Genomic DNA, 18,841 nt, shown 5'->3' with positions numbered 1-18,841 from the left:
TTAAAAATACAACATAATATTCCAAGTGGAAAATTCGGTTATTTGAGAGGCGCATAAAAATACCATTCTAGATGGCTTATTTTTTACATATGCTTATCTCAATAACCGGGTTTTATACTATGCGCATATTTTTAATGAAAAAGAAAACGATTGCATAGAACTGGTGTATTTAATGTGAGGAATTAAGGAGTGGAGTATTTTGGCAAATGAAAGACAATACCCGATGACTTTAGCGGGAAAACAAAAACTTGAAGATGAATTAGAGTACCTAATTACAGTAAAACGTAAAGAAGTAGTTGAACGTATCAAAATCGCTCGTAGCTTCGGTGATTTATCTGAAAACTCTGAGTATGATTCTGCGAAAGAAGAACAAGGCTTTGTTGAAGGTCGTATCTCTACAATTGAATCAATGTTACGAAATGCCATCATTATTGAAGAAACTGAAGGCGAAAGCGATATTGTTACATTAGGTAAAACTGTAAAATTCATTGAACTTCCTGATGGTGAGGAAGAAGAATATACAATTGTAGGTTCTGCTGAAGCAGATCCATTTGAAGGTAAAATTTCAAACGATTCTCCAATCGCTAAAGCTTTACTTGGCCGTAAAGTAGATGATGTTGTAAAATTAACAACACCTGGTGGAGATATGGAAGTACGTATCGTTTCAATTAGTACTGCAAAATAATTTCAATCTCTACTTAACAAAGGGCATACAATTGTAATGATTAAATTAGAGAAGTCGACAACGATATTTGTAAGTTTGTCGACTTTTTCAATTTTTTAATAAAGACATTAAAATTAGATTACATTAAAGTTTTTTAACTATGATGCTGTTAGAATATGAATAAGGTATCATGAAGGAGGATTTTATGGATGTCTAATCGAGATCGTGACTTTTTAACGCGTACAGAAAGCAAAAAAAGATCCAATAGAACACAAGGTCGAAAAAAATTAGATCGTTTACTGAACGTACTCATTGCAATTGTTGCCGTTTTAATATTAATAAATTTATATTTTGTATTCTCAAACAATGGAGAAAAGGCTCAGGAAGTAGAGGATATAGAATCAGAACCAACATCAAGTGATACAGTATCTAAAAACGAACAAGAATCGAATTCTTCAGAAGAAGATTCAACTCAATCAGATAGCGAAGATACTGAATCAAATTCGAATAATGACTCAAATAATAGTACAAGTCCTGATGGGAACAAAGATAACAGCACAACAAATGAACCTTCTGATGGAAAAAATAACGATGAAGAGGATGAAACTAAAGGTACTATACCTACTAGTGGTAAATCAGTCGTTGTACAAGATTCAGATGATCCTTTAGTAGATCAAGTCATGTTTGATCCAAATTGGGCGATTACCCCAACAAAGCAAACTGGAACACATATATCTACTTATAGTGAAGGTCATATAGATTATGAAGAAAAGAAAGTTACAATTAGAAATGCTGTCGGTCTAGAGGAAGATAATATTATCTATTGGAGTATTCGAAATAATGGTAGCAACGAAACGTCAATCTCAGTTGTATCTTCTATGGATAAAAAGGAAAAGTATCGCGTAAGTATTGAATGGATAGCAAATGAAGGTTGGAAACCGGTTAAAGTGGAAATGTTAAATACAATTGAAGGAACATATTAAAGAAACTTTTAACATACATGGATTCACAGCAATGGAGGTAAATTAATGAAAATAGCAGTTATCGGAGCTATGGAAGAAGAAGTAGAACTATTAAGAAATGAACTAAAAAATACTGAGGTAATTACAATTGCCAATAGTGAATTTACAACTGGTACATATAATGGTAAGGAGATTGTATTATTAAAAAGCGGTATTGGAAAAGTGAATGCTGCTATGGGTACAACGATATTGTTATATGAATTTAAACCTGATGTTGTGATAAATACCGGGTCAGCAGGCGGTTACGATCCATCTTTAGATGTAGGTGCTGTTGTCATTTCAGATGAAGTTCGTCATCATGATGTTGACGTTACAATTTTCGATTATGAAATGGGGCAAGTACCACAAATGCCTGCAGCATTTAAATCAGACGAACATCTAATGAATGTTGCGAAAGAAGCAATTGACGAAATTGGAGAACATCAACATGCAATAGGACTTATTTGTTCTGGAGATTCATTTATGAATGATCCAGAGAGAGTAGAATTGGTTAGAGGATATTTCCCACAAATGAAAGCAGTCGAAATGGAGGCTGCAGCTGTTGCACAAGTTTGTCATCAATTTAACACTCCTTTTGTAGTTATTCGTGCGTTGTCTGATATTGCAGGGAAAGAATCGAATATTAGTTTTGATGAGTTTTTACCGGTAGCTGCTAAACATTCAACAGAGATCGTCTTAAAAACTATTTCGAAATTATAATCTCAAATCAATATGTTTGTTCTATTTGTTAATATTTAGTCTTTAATATGACAAGGAGTTCGATTTTACACAGTTAATTCATAAATCGGCTTGACTATGTGAAAAATTTAACAGTAATATATAGTTAGAAAATGTTAGGATTGTTATATTATAAATAGGTTTTTGAGGAGGTTAAGTTATGCTATTTATCATGGCGGGTTCAGTAATTATTACTGCTGTAGTTGGTATTGTTGCATATTTTGGAGCAACTGAGGATACAGTGATTGATTAATCCAACAATATGGCTCATTTAAGACAAAGTGTCTTAAATGAGCCATTTCTATTGGATACTATTTTTCTCTTTTTCTTTTTCTTGTTGGATTTGATTGTGTTTAAATTGTTGATATAATTTCACAAGTGCACGTTTTTCTATTCTAGAAACATAACTACGTGAAATTTTTAACTTTTTAGCGATTTCTTTTTGAGTTAATGGGTCATTATTATTTAATCCATATCGATAGACAATAATTTCTAACTCTCTTGGTTCAAGTGTATTCAAATATTGATAGAGCTGACCGAAGCTTTCTTTTTGTTCGATTACCTCGATTGCCGGTTGTTCGTCCATTTGTAGTAGGTCTCGAATTTGTAATGATTGACCTTCTTTATCAACACCGATTGGTTCAAATAAGGATACATCCTTTTGTACTTTTTTCTGAGCTCTTAAATGCATTAATATTTCATTTTCAATACATCTCGCAGCATACGTTGCTAAACGTGTTTTTTTATCAGGTGTGTAACTGCTTACAGCCTTCATTAAACCAATCGTGCCAATCGAAATATAATCATCTAATTGCTCATGTGCTGGATGGAATTTCTTAACGACATGGGCAACGAGTCGCATATTTCGTTCGATTAAATCTAAACGTGCTTGCTCATCTCCAGCCATAAATCGTTCAATTGCCTTTGCCTCTTCTTCTTTAGTAAAAGGCTTGTGAAAAGCCTGACCCTTAAGATATCCAAGGAATGAAGGAATATCTAACCAAAGCTGCATAAGTGATGCAAAGAGTCCGCCCAGTTACGTCATCCTTTCTACCTTTTTCGACATTATATGATTTTTGAACGGCAAAAATGAAAATACTTCATGAAAAGAAGAAAAATTATTATACAAAAAAATGTGTAATGATTAGGTGGGACATGAGAATTTTCATTGATTATCTATAATATGCAAGAAATGACATGGTGACAATAGGACAACCATTTTTCTTATGATATAATCAAATAATAAAATTTATCGAAGGAGTATCATCGTTGTATAATTTTTTATTGCCAAAAGAGTTTGTTACTTCTGTATATGAAATAACAGCAGATAAGTTAAAGAATTTAGGGATTAAGGGAATTATTACTGATCTAGACAATACATTAATCGAGTGGAATCGACATGAAGCAACAGAAGAAATTGCAAATTGGTTAAAGGCTATGGAAGATGAGGGAATCAAAGTCATTATTGCTTCAAACAATAATGAAGAACGAGTGAAACGTTTTGCAGAGCCATTGGGTATCCCTTATATATTTAAAGCCAAAAAACCGTTAGGAGCTGCATATTTAGCAGCACTAAAACAACTGAATTTAGATCGAAAAGAAGTTGTTATGGTGGGTGACCAATTGTTAACAGATATTATGGGGGCTAACCGTTTACAATTATATACGATATTAGTTCGACCTGTTGCAGAATCAGATGGTCTAGTAACGAAATTTAATCGTTTTGTTGAACGTCGTGTATTTAATTCATTAAAAAGAAGAGGTATTAAAACTTGGGAGGAAAAAGAATGACAGTAGAAGAAATACATTGCATTGGCTGTGGTGCAGTAATTCAAACAGAACATCCAAACGAGGTAGGTTACACCCCCGCTTCATCTATTAATAAAGAAACCGTCATTTGTCAGCGTTGTTTTCGTTTAAAAAATTATAATGAAATTCAACCTGTTAGCTTAACAGATGATGATTTTTTACGTATATTAAATGGTCTTGGTGAACAAGAAGGACTTATCGTAAAAATTGTTGATATTTTTGATTTCAATGGTAGCTGGTTACCAGGATTGCATCGATTCGTTGGAAAGAACCCGGTTTTATTAGTAGCAAATAAAGCGGACTTACTTCCAAAATCAGTTAAACCAAATAAAGTGATTAACTGGCTTAAACGAGAAGCAAAAAGCTTAGGTTTGCAACCAATTGATGTATTACTAGTTAGTGCTCATAAAGGTTTTGGAATGAGCGAAGTTATTGAAGCGATTGAAAAATATCGTAAACGTCAAAATGTTTTTGTTGTTGGATGTACTAACGTAGGGAAATCAACTTTTATCAACCGAATTATTAAACAAGTTACGGGTGAGGGAAACGTTATTACGACATCACACTTCCCTGGTACGACGTTAGATATGATTGAAATTCCATTAGATGATGGTGCTTCTTTATATGATACGCCAGGTATTATTAATCACCATCAAATGGCTCATCACATTGATGCTAGTGAGTTGAAATACATCACACCAAAAAAAGAAATAAAACCAAAAGTATACCAACAAAATCCTGGACAAACATTATTTATTGGGGCATTAGCCCGCTTTGATTTCATCCAAGGAGAACGTTCGGCGTTTACTATTCATGTAGCAAATGATTTGCCAATTCATCGTACAAAGCTCGAAAAAGCGGATGCTTTATACGAAGAACATAAAGGGGAATTGCTAGCACCACCATCAAAAAAATATATTGAGCAATTACCAGAACTAGTTCGACACGAATTTTCTATTAAAGAAGGAAAAACGGACGTTGTGATTTCAGGTTTAGGGTGGGTTACGATCCAACACCCAAATGTAGTTGTTGCTGTTCATGCTCCTAAAGGAGTAGAAGTTTTCAAACGGCCTTCACTTATTTAAAGAGAAGAGGATTATAGGGAAATGAAGAAATGGTTTGCTGTTATCGGAGACCCAATCGCACAATCGAAATCTCCAGAAATGCATAATAAATGGCTAGAAATAGAGGGGATAGACGCAACATATATCCCAATATTGGTGAAGCCTGAAGATTTAGAAAAAGCTATTCAATCTCTTTCATTATTAGGAGTTAGCGGATTCAATGTAACCATTCCGCATAAAACTGCAATTATCCCATATTTAGATGAAGTCGATGAAACAGCAAGAGAAATGGGGGCCGTTAATACGGTGGTTAGATTATCGAATGGAAAGCTAAAAGGATATAATACGGATGGTGACGGTTTTGTTCGATCTTTAGAGGACAAAATAGGTATACAAAAGCGTCATTTACCAGTTTTAATTATTGGGGCTGGTGGGGCTGCAAGAGGAATTGCATTTTCACTTAAAAAACATGGCTATCAAAATATTACTGTGACGAATCGGACACGATCCAAAGCAGAAGAATTGATTGCTGATTTAGGTACTGGGAATGCAATTGAGTATGATGAAGCAAGTGATACGTTAGCTCAGTATAAAATTTTAATCCAAACAACACCAGCTGGGATGAAGTATAGTGATTTACATTTACCTATTTCAATAGATCGGATGTCGAAAGAAACAATTGCAGCTGATATTGTGTATAATCCATTAATGACTCCATTTTTAAAGCATGCACATAATATTGGAGCAACCGTAGTTACAGGACTGGGCATGTTTGTCCATCAAGGAGCAATTGCCTTTGAGCACTGGTTAGGGCAATACCCAAATACAAATTTAATGATTGAAAAACTAACAAGTCAATTAGAGTCAGAGTAGACTAGTTCGATTCACTATTTATATGTAACGTAGATTTTATTATGCTATTGCATTTAATAATGTGAATATTTGTTAGTTTTTCGTAAGTCTTAGGAGGACACATTTTTTTATGATAACAGGTAAACAAAAGAGATATTTAAGAGCAGAAGCACATCATTTAACACCTATTTTTCAAGTTGGTAAAGGTGGAGTGAATGAGCAAATGCTTCGTCAAATAAGTGATGCACTTGAAGCTCGCGAGCTATTGAAAGTGCGCATTTTAGACAATTGTGAAGACGAAAAGAACGAAGTAGCTGAGGCGTTAGCAGAAGGAACAAATTCCGAATTAGTACAATTAATCGGACTAACTGTTGTATTATATAAAGAATCTAAAAATAACAAAAAAATACATTTACCAAAAGTAGATAAAAAGTAAGGTGTTGTTCAACTATGAAAAAAGTTGGCATTTTGGGTGGAACCTTTAATCCCCCTCACATGGGACATCTCATTGTAGCAAATGAAGCCTTTCATGCACTTCAACTGGATGAAGTTCGCTTCATGCCAAATGCGATTGCACCTCATAAACAATTAGTAAACGATGCCACTATGAACGAGAGGCTTCAGATGGTGAACATCATGACAGAACCGTATCCTGAATTTAAAGTGGAAACATTTGAAGTGGATCGCGGTGGCATATCGTATACTTACGATACAATGGTTGCTTTATGCAATAAAGAGCCTGATGTTCAATTCTACTTTATCATCGGCGGAGACATGATCGACTCCCTACATAGTTGGTATAAGATTGAGGAGTTAATAAAAATTGTAAAATTTGTCGGATTAAAACGTCCGGGTTCAAATTCATTCTCTACCTTTGAAGTACAAATGATTGACGCACCTGAAATCGCTTTATCTTCAACTATGATCAGACACAGACTTGCAACTGGTGGGACATTGAAATTTTTACTTCCTGAGGGTGTAGAAGCATATATTCGAAAGGAAGGTCTTTATGGAACGCGCTGACTATTTAGAGGCTATCAAAACACGTATGCCAGAAAAGAGATACATTCATACCATTGGTGTAATGGAAACTGCTGTGAGGCTTGCTGAGCTTTATGGTGAAGATGTAAAATCTGCAGAAACTGCAGCAATTTTACATGATATTGCGAAGTATGCAGATGAGGATTGGATGATTCAAATTGTAAAAGAAAATGGTTTGGATGAAAGGCTCATCGACTGGGGACCTGAAATTTTACATGGACCAGTTGGAGCTTGGATTGCAGAGCATGAATTTAATATTTCAGATAAAGATATACTAAACTCAATCCACTATCACACAACGGGTAGAGCCGGAATGTCCAAATTAGAAAAAATTATTTATATTGCAGATATGATTGAACCGAATCGAAATTTCGATGGGGTTGAAAAGCTGCGCAATAAAGCAGAGAAAGATCTTGAAAAAGCAATGCGAGCTTGCATTCGTCACTCAATCAAGTTTCTAGTTAAAACGAAACAACCAATTTTTCCGGTTTCAATTGAATGTTACAATGATTTGATTGAGGTCGATTAGTATACGATGAATATAAGAAAAATATCTATTGTGAAGAGAGGAATCATAAAAGAATGACAGAAAGTTTATTACAAGTTGCTTATAAAGCGATTGATGACAAACGCGCAGAGGATATTGTTGTATTAAATATGCAAAATATTTCATTACTTGCGGATTATTTTATTATTTGCCATGGTAATTCTGATCGTCAAATTCAAGCGATAGCAAGAGAAGTGCAAGAAAAAGCATATGAACACGGATATGACGTGAAGAGAGTGGAAGGCTTTGATACTGCGCGTTGGGTTTTAGTGGATTTAGGTGATGTAGTTGTTCACATTTTCCATAAAGACGAACGAGCATTTTACAATTTAGAACGTTTATGGGGCGATGCGCCACAATTAGATGCTCCTACATCATTAGAGCTATGAGCAGCTATGTAAGATTTGCAGAAGTATATGACTTACTGATGCAAGACGTTCCTTATAATGATTATGTGGAATGGGTAAAGAAACATGCTCCAACTGACCATTATCCGAAACTGTTAGATATCGGTTGTGGGACAGGAACACTCACTATTAAATTTCATCAAGCAGGATATGATGTGAGTGGAATCGATTTATCAGAAGAAATGCTTTCCATTGCTAATGAACGATTATCACAGCAAGGAATATCCATTCCATTATTTCAAATGTCAATGGATGAACTAGAAGGCTTTTATCAGTATGATGTCATAACTATACCGATAGACTCTATTAATTACCTTGAAGATGAACAGTCGGTTATAGAAACCTTTCAACGTGTATATGAAGCTTTGCGTAAAGATGGGCAATTCTTTTTTGATGTACATTCATTATATAAAATGAATGAAGTCTTTATGCAAAGTCCATTCACATATGACGATGGCAATATTCTTTACATATGGCATACCGAAGAAGGGGAAGAGGAGCATTCCATTTATCATCAACTTACTTTCTTTGTTAAAGACCATGAATCCAATCAATATAATCGTTTCGATGAAGAACACTTTCAGCGAACATTTCCAGTAGAATATTATGAAGAATGGCTCTATCAAGTAGGATTCTCACAAGTTGAAATAACAGCGGATTTCAAAGTTGAAAAACCGAATATTGATAGTGAAAGAATTATGATTAGAGCTATAAAATAATATTTTGTAATTTCTTTATTAAACACCTTGTTAATAGAAGGTAAATTTTGTAATATAGAGTTATCTCCATATGATTTACCTTCTGGAAAGTAGGTGTTAATATGTTCCAGAACTTTGTAAAAAAATATGGACTCCGTGTGCTAATCCCCAGGCATACTTTGTTTAGTGATCCTTTTTCTAATCCTTCAACAAAATCATTCAAGTGAGGAAACTCTTGAGCCACTTACAATTATTCCTATTGAAACTGAACAACAAAATATTGCGGAAGAGCTACCAATAGAGGATGAAGAAGAACATTCCGATAATGTCATCGTCGATATTAAGGGTGCTGTTAAATATCCTGGAGTGTACGAGCTAACATCTGAAGATCGAATAATTGATGTAATTGAATTGGCTGGTGGATATACGAATGAAGCAGATTCCAAGTTTATTAATCATGCACAAAAATTACAGGATGAAATGGTCATTTATATCCCGATAGTGGGTGAAGTAATAGAAGATCATCCTATTGAGCCAATTATTACAACTACTACTTCTAGTGAAAGCTCTTTAAATTCACTAGTGAATATTAATACAGCTACAGAAGCCGAACTAACAACTCTTCCAGGTATTGGACCTTCAAAAGCCCAGGCGATTATTTCTTATCGAGACGAATTTGGTCGTTTTCAAACAGTCGATGAACTGAAAAATGTATCGGGAATTGGTGACAAAACTATTGAAAAATTAAAAGAATTCATCACCATTAAATAGAGAAAACCTGACGAAACACACATTGCAACAAAGGGCTTTTAAGTCTACACTAATAGTAATCATAATATTGGAGGTAGTCATATGGAGCGTATTACTTGGGATCAATTTTTCATGGCACAAAGCCATTTACTAGCATTGAGAAGCACGTGTACGAGACTCGCTGTAGGCGCAACCATTGTACGAGAGAAAAGAATTATTGCAGGTGGATATAATGGCTCTATTTCAGGGGACGAGCATTGTATAGAACAAGGATGTTATGTGATAGATAACCATTGTGTTCGAACAGTTCATGCAGAAGTAAATGCACTTCTACAATGTGCTAAGTATGGTACTCCTACAAATGGAGCAGATCTTTATGTAACACATTTTCCATGTCTACCTTGTACGAAATCAATTATTCAAGCGGGTATTAAAAATGTTTACTACGCTGAGAGTTATAAAAATAACCCATACGCTTTAGAATTATTCGAAAAAGCAAATGTCAATGTTGTTCACATACCATTTGACGAAGCAAAAATTGATTTCTTAAAAGAGGACAAACTTGCGTTAACTTTAGAAATGTTAAATAAACTTCGCAGCTTAGGCGCTTCCAATGAAGAAATTGCTCCTTTTGAAAAGAAGGTGACTGAATTATTTGGGAAACTCGTTGAAGCATAAGTGGATTGTATATGCCTTGTCGGTTTTAGTTGCAGCAATTGCTGCACATGAATCGATGGGGCTTTTATTTTTGTTAGTAATTGTATTATTAATTTGTATTTATAAGCGTTACAACATATTGCATTGTATCGGTGTGATTATTCTAGGAATCGTGTCATTTCTTCATTTTTCTACTCAAATATGTAAAGTTCATCAACCTCTAGAATTACCTGCCGTTTTAACATGGACTGATGAATATAAAATAAATGGATCAAAATTGAGAGGTTTTATGAAGGATGAGAGTGGTCGTAAAATTTATGTAACTTATGAATTGAATAATGAGGAGGAAAAAAATCGGCTGGAATCAATTCCATTAGTGGGAATGAGATTTGAAATCATGGGCGAGTTAGAAAAGCCTAAACTACCAAATCATCAATATGCATTTAATATGGTGGGGTATTTAAAAAGTAAAGGCGCAATTGGAATTTTACAAATTTCAGATTGGGCATATATCGATACTAAATCTACAATAACTCAAAGAATCAGTGTCCAACGACATGATCTCATCCAACATATTGAAAATACTTTTCCAAATTCCCTCGCTGCAGAAGCTCAAAGTCTTTTAATTGGTTATCAAGAGAATGTAGATTTTGAAATGATTCGAGCCTATCAAAAATTAGGTATTACCCATTTATTTGCGATATCAGGACTCCATATAGCAATTGTTTCTCTTATTCTATTTCAAGGATTACTTCGCTTAGGTGTAAGAAGAGAATTAGCTACTATTCTATTACTAATTGCATTGCCTATCTATGGTGTAATTGCAGGTGGAGCACCATCAGTTTGGCGTGCAGTTTTAGTTGTGGAATTTATTTTAATCACACAGGTTATATGGAAATTACCGATGGATGATGCACTGTCTATTAGTTTCATCTTTTTCGTTTTCCTAGAGCCATGGTCCATCTATCAAATTGGCTTCCAGCTTTCCTATTTAGCAACACTTAGTTTAATCTATTCAGGAAATTTATTAAACCGTTATCAATCATGGATCGTTCAATCTTTTCTCATCACGTTTGTTTGTCAATTAATTGTTTATCCACTTCTTCTCTTTCATTTTTTTGAAATTAGTATTTCTTCATTGATCGCAAATATTGTATTTGTCCCGCTTTTTTCCTTTATCATATTGCCAATCAATATAGTTTTGCTCATTGCTTCATATATACCTGGTCAGCTTGTAGAGATACTGTTCTTCATCTATGAACCTATTCGAACACTATTGAGTCAATTTATATTATGGCTACAAGCCCTTCCGTATCAAATGTGGATACCAGGTAAGCCTAACTTGTTACTAATGATCTTTGCGTATTTTAGTGTCTTTTGTTTCTTTTACTTATTTGACAATGGTGCAAAGGTTTGGAAGTATGTACTAGTCCTTTTCATTCCCATTATATTAATTGAAATAGGAACAAAATGGACAGAGGAAATGAAAATATCTTTTATATCTGTTGGACAGGGAGATTGTATATTAATAGAGTTACCTTATAAGGGGGAAGTATATTTAATTGATACTGGGGGAGTCTTAAGGTTTGAACAAGAGGATTGGGAAGAAACAAAAGAACCTTATGAAATTGGTAGGCAAATCGTCGTTCCTTATTTAAAAGGAAAAGGAATAAATCGAATTGATAAATTAATCATCACCCATGCAGATAGTGATCATGTTGAAGGCGCGGAGGAAGTTCTGAAGGAAATTGAAGTTCGTGAGATCCATATTTCCCCTAACTCATACAAAAAAGATGTTATGAATGATTTGAATGAGGAGGCAAAGCGAAAGGGGATTCCTATTAAGGAACAGATGGCTGGAACCAAGTGGAGTATTAATGGTTACACGTTTCAATATTTATGGCCAATGGATTTAACATACGAAGGAAATAATGATTCACTAGTTTTATATGTTACAAAGGGATCATTTCAAGCTTTATTTACTGGTGATTTAGAGGCAGAAGGTGAAGAACAATTGCTTAAGCTCTATCCAAAATTAAACAATATCGATATTTTAAAAGCAGGTCACCATGGAAGTAAAACTTCAAGTAGCCAACAATTTGTTAAAACATTAATGCCTAAAGTAACAATTTTTAGTACAGGAGAAGGTAATCGATACGGACATCCACATCATGAGGTAACTGAGAGATTTGAATACTACGGATTAAAAACGCTTGATACGAAAGACACAGGTACGATAGAAATATCAGTTTCAAGTAAAGGGATGGTTGTCTTTAGAAGTCATTTGTTATTTAAACATTAGAAAAAGAGATTGTTTTGAAAAGTAAATAATCAAAACAATCTCTTCTCTAAATAATTATACTGCAGCAATAATAGTTGCAATGATAAACATAAGTGCAAAGAATACGAACGATACAGTAAAACCTACACCTGCAGGGATTACTTGGTTGCCTTGCATAGCTCCATTATCGCCTTCAAATGGATTGTGTGTGACAAAGTTTTCTGAATTATGATGTGCCATACTATCCCTCCTACTCAAACTACATTATAAGTTAATGAATAGTAAAAATCTATATGAATTCATATAAATTCTACCATTTAACTTTCCTAGAATTGTCACATATTATACATACATTACACAAAGTATGTGAAAAAACGTGTATACTTATAAGTGCGATACTTATTAGGAGGCTTTTTTTATGTTTACAAAGGTCTGGAATGATATAGAGAATGGTAATATTGCACCCATCTACTGTTTAGTTGGGGAAGAATCTTACTTTATAGATGAAACGGTGAACCGAATTAAAAAAGCATTAATTACATCGGAAGAACCTGAAATGACAAGCTTTGATTTAGAAGAATCACCTGTTGATTTTGTTATTGATGAAGCAGATACATTCCCATTTTTCTCTGAAAGAAAATTAGTTATTGCCAAAAATGCTTCTTTTTTAAAGGCTACGGAAAAAGGGAAAGAAAAAATAGATCATGACTTAACTCGACTAGAAAGTTGGTTAAAGAATCCTTCAGACTTTGCTGTGACAATTTTTATTGCTCCATATGAAAAATTGGATGAACGTAAAAAAATTACAAAACAAATGAAGCAAAGTAGTGTCATGTTAGTTGCCGAACCGCTGAAAGAGCATGATTTAAATGTTTGGATACTTCAAATAGCAAATAGTTTTGGTAAACAAATTAACGAAGATGCCATCGATAAGCTAGTTGAAATGGTTGGAGTAAATATGCTCCAGTTACAAATGGAAATTGAAAAAATCGCCATGTATTTAGGGGAAGAAAAGGTAATAACTGTTCAATTGGTAGAAGATTTAGTAGCAAAAACACTTGAGCATGATGCTTTTAAAATGTTAAATTCCTATTTGACTCATCAAAATTCGGAAGCTGTACAGATTTATCATGATTTGTTACGACAAAAAGAAGAACCGATTATGCTCGTTGGTTTACTTGCCTCAAATATAAGGATGATGAATAATGTTTATTATTTGCAAAAAAAAGGATATCATCCGAGTCAAATTGCAAAACAATTAAAAGTACATCCTTATAGAGTGAAACTTATGCTTGAACAAAAAAATCGTCCGAGTGAAGAAAGATTATTAAAAGCCTTAAATAAGTTATCTGAGATCGACTTAATGTTAAAGTCGGTAAGTGGTAATAGAGAAAGATTTTTAGAAATGTTCTTGTTAAAAGCATTATAAGCAATAAAAAAACCATCCTATCAAAAGGATGGTTTTTTCGTGGATTGAAATATGTATGATGGGAAATTAGCATTAGAAAAACAACTCGACCTATTTGGGCCGAGTTGTGATTTTCTAATATAAAGGCTTTAAAAATTAGTTTGCTTTTTTAGCTAAACGAGATTTTTTACGGCTAGCTGCGCTTTTATGAATAAGGCCTTTAGAAGCCGCTTTATCAAGAGCTTTGTGTGCTGCTACAACTAATTCTTGTGCGTTTTCAGCACCAGTTGCTAAAGCTTGTTCAGCTTTTTTCACAATTGTACGCATTGCAGATTTCGCTTGAGAATTTGCAGCGTTTGCTTTTTCAGCAACTTTAACGCGTTTGATTGCAGATTTAATATTTGGCATAACTTTCACCTCCTAAATCAGGTACGAGATGATATCTTCTCACTAGTTTCTTTTGTCAATACAACAAAAATCATTCTACCAAAGGAACTCTATAATTGCAATAGATAAATGCAAAGAATATTTACTTGACAGTTTGACCAACATATTAGTTGAGGTGATTATAATGGCAGAGATTGAAGTAAATTGGAGTAGAACCGACCTCATAGATGAGGCAGAAGAGGTTGTTGAACATCGCACCAAGCAGCAAAAGGAAAAGTTAGAAGACACCAGTGGGGTTGTCATTGAAGAATTTAATGAGAACCGGGTAAAAGTAACTAAAGTTACTGTTGATGAAAGAGGTCAGGAAGAGATAGGGAAAAAAGAAGGTACCTACATTACCTTATCTGTTCCAACGTTGCATGTCGATGATGAAAATGGTTTTGAACAACTAGAAAAATCTTTTGTGAAATATCTTGATGAAATTCATAAAGATGTAGTGATTGATAAAGATAGTAAAGTTCTAGTCATCGGATTAGGAAATAAAACAATAACTCCAGATGCTGTTGGGCCATTTACAATTGATGCAATGCAAGCTGAAAATACTGAAAATCCTAACGATCATTTTATTATGTATGCACCTGGTGTAACTGGCCAAACAGGATTTGAAACGAGTGACTTTATACATGCATTGGTACAAAAAATTAAACCTGCATTGGTTTTAGTAATTGATGCATTGGCAACTCGTGGATCCGAAAGATTATGTAAAACCATTCAAATAACTGATACGGGTATTCATCCTGGTTCAGGTGTTGGAAATCAACGCACAGAAGTATCGAAAGAAGTATTTGGGGTACCAGTAACAGCAATCGGAATTCCAACTGTTGTCGATGCTACCGTTATTATTGCTGATGCTGTTGAAAAAGTATTTCGTTCCATTGCAGCAAGGGTTCAAGAAAAAGGAAAACCATCTAGTAAATTATCCGTTTCTTCTTGGACACCAGATCCAAATGCAAGATTGGATATGAGCGTGGTTAAACCAATCTTTGGTGAATGGTCTACATGGTCATCTGATGACCGTCTACAATTGTTCCAAGAGGTTTTGTCATCGAATCCAGAACGTTTAATCGTAACACCAAAGGAAGTAGACGTGTGGATTACAAAATATTCGATATTAGTTAGTGATGCATTATTTAAATGGATGAAGAAAAAAGTAAAATAATACCAAGTTTCCTTTCCATAAAATTTTTGTAGGGAAACTTTGCAAAGTATAAAGAAATTGTTCTCTTCCTGAAGAGTTCATTGATTTTCATAACCAATTTTATAGTTCTAATTTTCCTCTCCTCTCCATATTGTAGTGGAAGGAGAGGATGTCAATGATGAAACAAATTCAAATACTATCTGCGTTTCTAGTTTTCTTTTTCGTTTTACCGATTATTGCAGGACTTTTGCCATTACCAAATAATGCGAAAATTGAATATCCGAAAGTTCAAGAACCACAAGTCGTCTATGCTGCAAACACAGATCCTACACCTACGACACCTACTATCACTACAAATATGTCACCAACAACTACTGACGTTTCTCAACCTCTTAGTCCCTTCGACGTATTGATTTATTTTACTCATTCTCATGAAACGTACAAACCTTTTGTTGAAAGTGAAAAGGGTACGGTTGCAGTCTACGATAGTAGTACAAATTTATACTCTATGCAAAGCATGATAGAAAGTTATTTTAAGTTAAATGGACTAACGACAAAAATACTCGAAGTGGATAATCAAGCTGTTATGAAACAGAAAGGTTTACCTTTCCACTTAGCTTATGATTCAGTTCGTCCTTATGTATCAAAGGAATTAGAACAATATAAATATGATTTAATATTAGATATTCATCGTGATGCAGTCGGTGCTGATGCTACCACAATAACGCATAATAATGTAAAATACGCTAAAATTGCCTTTGTTATTGGTGCAGAAAATCCAAACTATCAGTCAAATTTGGCCTATGCAAAATCATTAAGTGAATCATTAAACAAAATAATTCCAAACATCTCCCGTGGAGCTCTTATAAAAAAGGGTGAAGGTGTAAATGGGGTTTATAACCAGGATTTAGCAAAAGAATTATTAGTTATTGAAGTGGGCGGTATTGATAACACAGAGGATGAAGTATATCGTACTATTTCAATATTAGCTCAAGCAATCTCGAAAACATTTGTTACAAAGGAACTTAAATAAAACTGAATTTATGTAACTATTATAGACCATTAATAAACGTAAGGGTGTTGCTATACTAACATTCTTGCGTTTATTTTTTTGCAAAAGCTTTAATCGCTTTTTTACATAATCATCAAGTTGCTTACTACCTAGTCTGAATGATATAATTTAGTCTAGCTTAAAAGAAGTGGCATCTTCTTAGTGATTTGGTAGTTTAAAGCAAACAATGCTTTTTAGGTTAAAGCCTCCGTTGAATGACAACACTATTTTTGTAGTGTCATTCATCACGGAGGCGTATTTGATTAGGAGTGGACATGAATGAATCGTGAAGAACGTTTAAAACGTCAAGAACACATAAGGAATTTTTCAATAATTGCCCATATTGACCACGGGAAGTCAACACTTGCTGACCGTATTTTAGAACAAACAAAATCAGTAACCCAACGCGAAATGAAAGCGCAACTTTTAGATGCGATGGATTTAGAACGTGAACGTGGAATTACGATTAAATTAAATGCTGTACAGTTAAAATATAATGCGAAAAATGGCGAGCAATATACATTCCATTTAATTGATACACCTGGACATGTCGATTTTACATACGAGGTATCTCGCTCCCTTGCAGCTTGTGAAGGCGCTATTTTAGTTGTTGATGCAGCACAAGGTATCGAGGCACAAACATTAGCAAATGTTTACTTAGCATTAGATAATGATTTAGAAATCTTACCTGTAATTAATAAAATTGACTTACCAGCAGCTGATCCAGAAAGAGTAAAACAAGAAATTGAAGATGTAATTGGCCTAGATGCTTCTGAAGCAGTACTTGCATCTGCAAAAGCTGGTATCGGAATTGAAGATATACTAGAACAGATTGTTGAAAAAGTACCTGCACCGACTGGAGACCCAGATGCTCCATTACAAGCACTAATATTCGACTCTATTTATGATGCTTATAAAGGTGTCATTATTTCAATCCGTGTTATTAATGGTACTGTCAAACCAGGCGATAAAATTCGAATGATGGCAACTGGGGCTGAATTTGAAGTAATCGAGGTAGGTATCCATACGCCCAAAGCAGTACCTCAAAGTGAATTAACTGTTGGAGATGTAGGATATTTAACAGCTTCTATTAAAAATGTAGCTGACACACGTGTGGGGGATACAGTTACTTATGCAGGAAGTAAGGCTGCAAAAGAACCGTTACCAGGATACCGTCGACTAAACCCAATGGTATATTGTGGTTTGTATCCAATCGATACAGCGAGATATAATGACTTACGTGAAGCTTTAGAAAAATTAGAGTTAAATGATTCTGCACTACAATTTGAAGCAGAAACATCTCAGGCTCTAGGATTTGGATTCCGTTGTGGTTTCTTAGGATTGCTTCATATGGAAATTATTCAAGAACGTATTGAACGAGAATTCAACATTGACTTAATTGCTACAGCACCTTCCGTAATTTATGAAGTATTTATGACAGACGGATCGTCAGTAAAAGTGGATAATCCTTCTATGATGCCAGACCCACAAAAAATTGAGCGTGTTGAAGAACCTTATGTTAAAGCAACAATTATGGTACCAAACGATTATGTTGGTGCAGTAATGGAGCTTTGCCAACAAAAACGTGGCAATTTCTTAGGTATGGACTATATTGATACTACACGTGTTTCTATTCAATATGACATGCCTTTAGCAGAAATCGTTTATGATTTCTTTGACCAATTAAAATCTAATACAAAAGGTTACGCTTCATTTGATTATGAATTGATTGGCTATAAACCATCTAAACTAGTGAAGATGGATATATTATTGAATGCTGAAACAGTCGATGCATTGAGTATAATCGTACACCGTGATTTTGCGTATGAGCGCGGTAAGGTTATTGTTGAAAAGTTAAAAGAATTAATTCCACGTCAACAATTTGAAGTGCCAATCCAAGCTGCAATTGGTCAAAAAATCATTGCTCGTTCTACAATTAAAGCTATGCGTAAAAACGTACTTGCAAAATGTTATGGTGGGGACATTTCACGTAAGCGAAAACTTCTTGAAAAACAAAAAGAAGGTAAAAAGCGTATGAAACAGGTAGGTTCTGTTGAAGTGCCACAAGAAGCATTTATGGCAGTACTAAAGATGGACGATAAAAAATAAATGAACAGTACTAACAGGGAAACATATATGTGTTTTCCTGTTTTTATGTGCGCCCGGCATGGGCTATAACTTGGTGGTGAAAGTCCACTACAGGCTTGGCAGTAGGAACTGTTAGCTAATGGCAAGGGTGTCCATCGTGAGGTGGAATCTGAAGGAAGCCGGAGGCAAAATCCCGAACT

Annotated in this window: 21 protein-coding genes; 18 read left to right on the top strand and 3 right to left on the bottom strand. The window is 34.5% G+C overall.

Annotation, left to right across the window (positions count from 1 at the left end; genetic code table 11):
- Positions 1 to 199 precede the first annotated feature (199 nt).
- The 3 genes from greA (at position 200) to mtnN (ending at position 2,385) form a co-directional block, all read left to right on the top strand.
- The gene (greA, locus tag ACOQFO_RS04815) at positions 200 to 685 is read left to right on the top strand and encodes a transcription elongation factor GreA (RefSeq protein WP_421688567.1); all 486 of its coding nucleotides are present in this window, start codon (positions 200 to 202) and stop codon (positions 683 to 685) included.
- Between the two features lie 188 nt (positions 686 to 873).
- A complete protein-coding gene (locus tag ACOQFO_RS04810; RefSeq protein WP_421688566.1) occupies positions 874 to 1,647 on the top strand; it encodes a YrrS family protein in 774 nt (257 codons plus the stop codon).
- A 45-nt stretch (positions 1,648 to 1,692) separates the two neighbouring features.
- Positions 1,693 to 2,385 carry a 5'-methylthioadenosine/S-adenosylhomocysteine nucleosidase gene (gene mtnN, locus ACOQFO_RS04805; RefSeq protein WP_421688565.1) on the top strand — a complete coding sequence of 231 codons (693 nt, stop codon included), beginning with the start codon at positions 1,693 to 1,695 and terminating at the stop codon, positions 2,383 to 2,385.
- Positions 2,386 to 2,704: 319 nt separating this feature from the next.
- Here the strand turns inward: mtnN and sigK are convergent, their stop codons facing one another.
- Positions 2,705 to 3,439, bottom strand: a complete 735-nt coding sequence (sigK, locus tag ACOQFO_RS04800; protein WP_421688593.1) for an RNA polymerase sporulation sigma factor SigK — start codon at positions 3,437 to 3,439, stop codon at positions 2,705 to 2,707.
- 233 nt (positions 3,440 to 3,672) lie between these two features.
- On the opposite strand from sigK, the gene ACOQFO_RS04795 reads away from it, so the two are divergent.
- The 11 genes from ACOQFO_RS04795 (at position 3,673) to ACOQFO_RS04745 (ending at position 12,530) form a co-directional block, all read left to right on the top strand.
- Complete coding sequence (locus ACOQFO_RS04795; protein ID WP_421688564.1) at positions 3,673 to 4,194, top strand: YqeG family HAD IIIA-type phosphatase; 522 nt, start codon at positions 3,673 to 3,675, stop codon at positions 4,192 to 4,194.
- On the top strand, positions 4,191 to 5,297 hold the full coding sequence (gene yqeH, locus ACOQFO_RS04790; protein WP_421688563.1) for a ribosome biogenesis GTPase YqeH: 1,107 nt from the start codon (positions 4,191 to 4,193) through the stop codon (positions 5,295 to 5,297). The genes ACOQFO_RS04795 and yqeH overlap by 4 nt, the downstream gene beginning before the upstream one ends.
- Before the next feature lie 21 nt (positions 5,298 to 5,318).
- Positions 5,319 to 6,149 carry a shikimate dehydrogenase gene (gene aroE, locus ACOQFO_RS04785; protein WP_421688562.1) on the top strand — a complete coding sequence of 277 codons (831 nt, stop codon included), beginning with the start codon at positions 5,319 to 5,321 and terminating at the stop codon, positions 6,147 to 6,149.
- Between the two features lie 109 nt (positions 6,150 to 6,258).
- Positions 6,259 to 6,564, top strand: a complete 306-nt coding sequence (gene yhbY, locus ACOQFO_RS04780) for a ribosome assembly RNA-binding protein YhbY (protein WP_421688561.1) — start codon at positions 6,259 to 6,261, stop codon at positions 6,562 to 6,564.
- A gap of 14 nt (positions 6,565 to 6,578) precedes the next feature.
- Positions 6,579 to 7,151 (top strand): nicotinate-nucleotide adenylyltransferase, encoded by a 573-nt coding sequence (locus ACOQFO_RS04775; RefSeq protein ID WP_421688560.1) that lies wholly within the window; start codon positions 6,579 to 6,581, stop codon positions 7,149 to 7,151.
- On the top strand, positions 7,138 to 7,698 hold the full coding sequence (gene yqeK / locus ACOQFO_RS04770; protein ID WP_421688559.1) for a bis(5'-nucleosyl)-tetraphosphatase (symmetrical) YqeK: 561 nt from the start codon (positions 7,138 to 7,140) through the stop codon (positions 7,696 to 7,698). Before ACOQFO_RS04775 ends, yqeK begins: the two co-directional genes overlap by 14 nt.
- Positions 7,699 to 7,751: 53 nt before the next feature.
- Positions 7,752 to 8,105 (top strand): ribosome silencing factor, encoded by a 354-nt coding sequence (rsfS, locus tag ACOQFO_RS04765; protein ID WP_421688558.1) that lies wholly within the window; start codon positions 7,752 to 7,754, stop codon positions 8,103 to 8,105.
- On the top strand, positions 8,102 to 8,842 hold the full coding sequence (locus ACOQFO_RS04760) for a class I SAM-dependent DNA methyltransferase (protein WP_421688557.1): 741 nt from the start codon (positions 8,102 to 8,104) through the stop codon (positions 8,840 to 8,842). Before rsfS ends, ACOQFO_RS04760 begins: the two co-directional genes overlap by 4 nt.
- A gap of 165 nt (positions 8,843 to 9,007) precedes the next feature.
- Positions 9,008 to 9,592, top strand: a complete 585-nt coding sequence (locus tag ACOQFO_RS04755; RefSeq protein WP_421688556.1) for a helix-hairpin-helix domain-containing protein — start codon at positions 9,008 to 9,010, stop codon at positions 9,590 to 9,592.
- An 81-nt stretch (positions 9,593 to 9,673) separates the two neighbouring features.
- Positions 9,674 to 10,249 (top strand): ComE operon protein 2, encoded by a 576-nt coding sequence (locus tag ACOQFO_RS04750; protein WP_421688555.1) that lies wholly within the window; start codon positions 9,674 to 9,676, stop codon positions 10,247 to 10,249.
- Positions 10,227 to 12,530, top strand: a complete 2,304-nt coding sequence (locus ACOQFO_RS04745; protein WP_421688554.1) for a DNA internalization-related competence protein ComEC/Rec2 — start codon at positions 10,227 to 10,229, stop codon at positions 12,528 to 12,530. Before ACOQFO_RS04750 ends, ACOQFO_RS04745 begins: the two co-directional genes overlap by 23 nt.
- A gap of 54 nt (positions 12,531 to 12,584) precedes the next feature.
- Here ACOQFO_RS04745 and ACOQFO_RS04740 read toward each other — a convergent pair whose 3' ends face one another.
- Positions 12,585 to 12,749, bottom strand: coding sequence for a YqzM family protein (locus ACOQFO_RS04740; protein WP_421688553.1), 165 nt, complete (start codon positions 12,747 to 12,749; stop codon positions 12,585 to 12,587).
- Positions 12,750 to 12,927: 178 nt separating this feature from the next.
- Here ACOQFO_RS04740 and holA point away from each other — a divergent pair, with 178 nt between their 5' ends.
- Positions 12,928 to 13,938: a DNA polymerase III subunit delta gene (gene holA, locus ACOQFO_RS04735; RefSeq protein ID WP_421688552.1), complete on the top strand. Its 1,011-nt coding sequence runs from the start codon at positions 12,928 to 12,930 to the stop codon at positions 13,936 to 13,938.
- 135 nt (positions 13,939 to 14,073) lie between these two features.
- On the opposite strand, the gene rpsT is transcribed toward holA, so the two are convergent.
- Complete coding sequence (gene rpsT / locus ACOQFO_RS04730) at positions 14,074 to 14,325, bottom strand: 30S ribosomal protein S20 (RefSeq protein WP_421688551.1); 252 nt, start codon at positions 14,323 to 14,325, stop codon at positions 14,074 to 14,076.
- 163 nt (positions 14,326 to 14,488) lie between these two features.
- Between rpsT and gpr the strand changes: the two genes are divergently transcribed.
- The 3 genes from gpr (at position 14,489) to lepA (ending at position 18,662) form a co-directional block, all read left to right on the top strand.
- Complete coding sequence (gene gpr, locus ACOQFO_RS04725) at positions 14,489 to 15,523, top strand: GPR endopeptidase (RefSeq protein ID WP_421688550.1); 1,035 nt, start codon at positions 14,489 to 14,491, stop codon at positions 15,521 to 15,523.
- A gap of 154 nt (positions 15,524 to 15,677) precedes the next feature.
- A complete protein-coding gene (spoIIP, locus tag ACOQFO_RS04720) occupies positions 15,678 to 16,535 on the top strand; it encodes a stage II sporulation protein P (protein WP_421688549.1) in 858 nt (285 codons plus the stop codon).
- A 297-nt stretch (positions 16,536 to 16,832) separates the two neighbouring features.
- A complete protein-coding gene (lepA, locus tag ACOQFO_RS04715; protein ID WP_421688548.1) occupies positions 16,833 to 18,662 on the top strand; it encodes a translation elongation factor 4 in 1,830 nt (609 codons plus the stop codon).
- Positions 18,663 to 18,841: the final 179 nt, after the last annotated feature.

The sequence above is a fragment of the Ureibacillus sp. MALMAid1270 genome, from assembly GCF_049202975.1.
GTDB lineage: Bacteria > Bacillota > Bacilli > Bacillales_A > Planococcaceae > Ureibacillus.
Note: the sequence above shows the minus strand (reverse complement) of the source record. Positions and strands in the feature narration are given on the sequence as shown.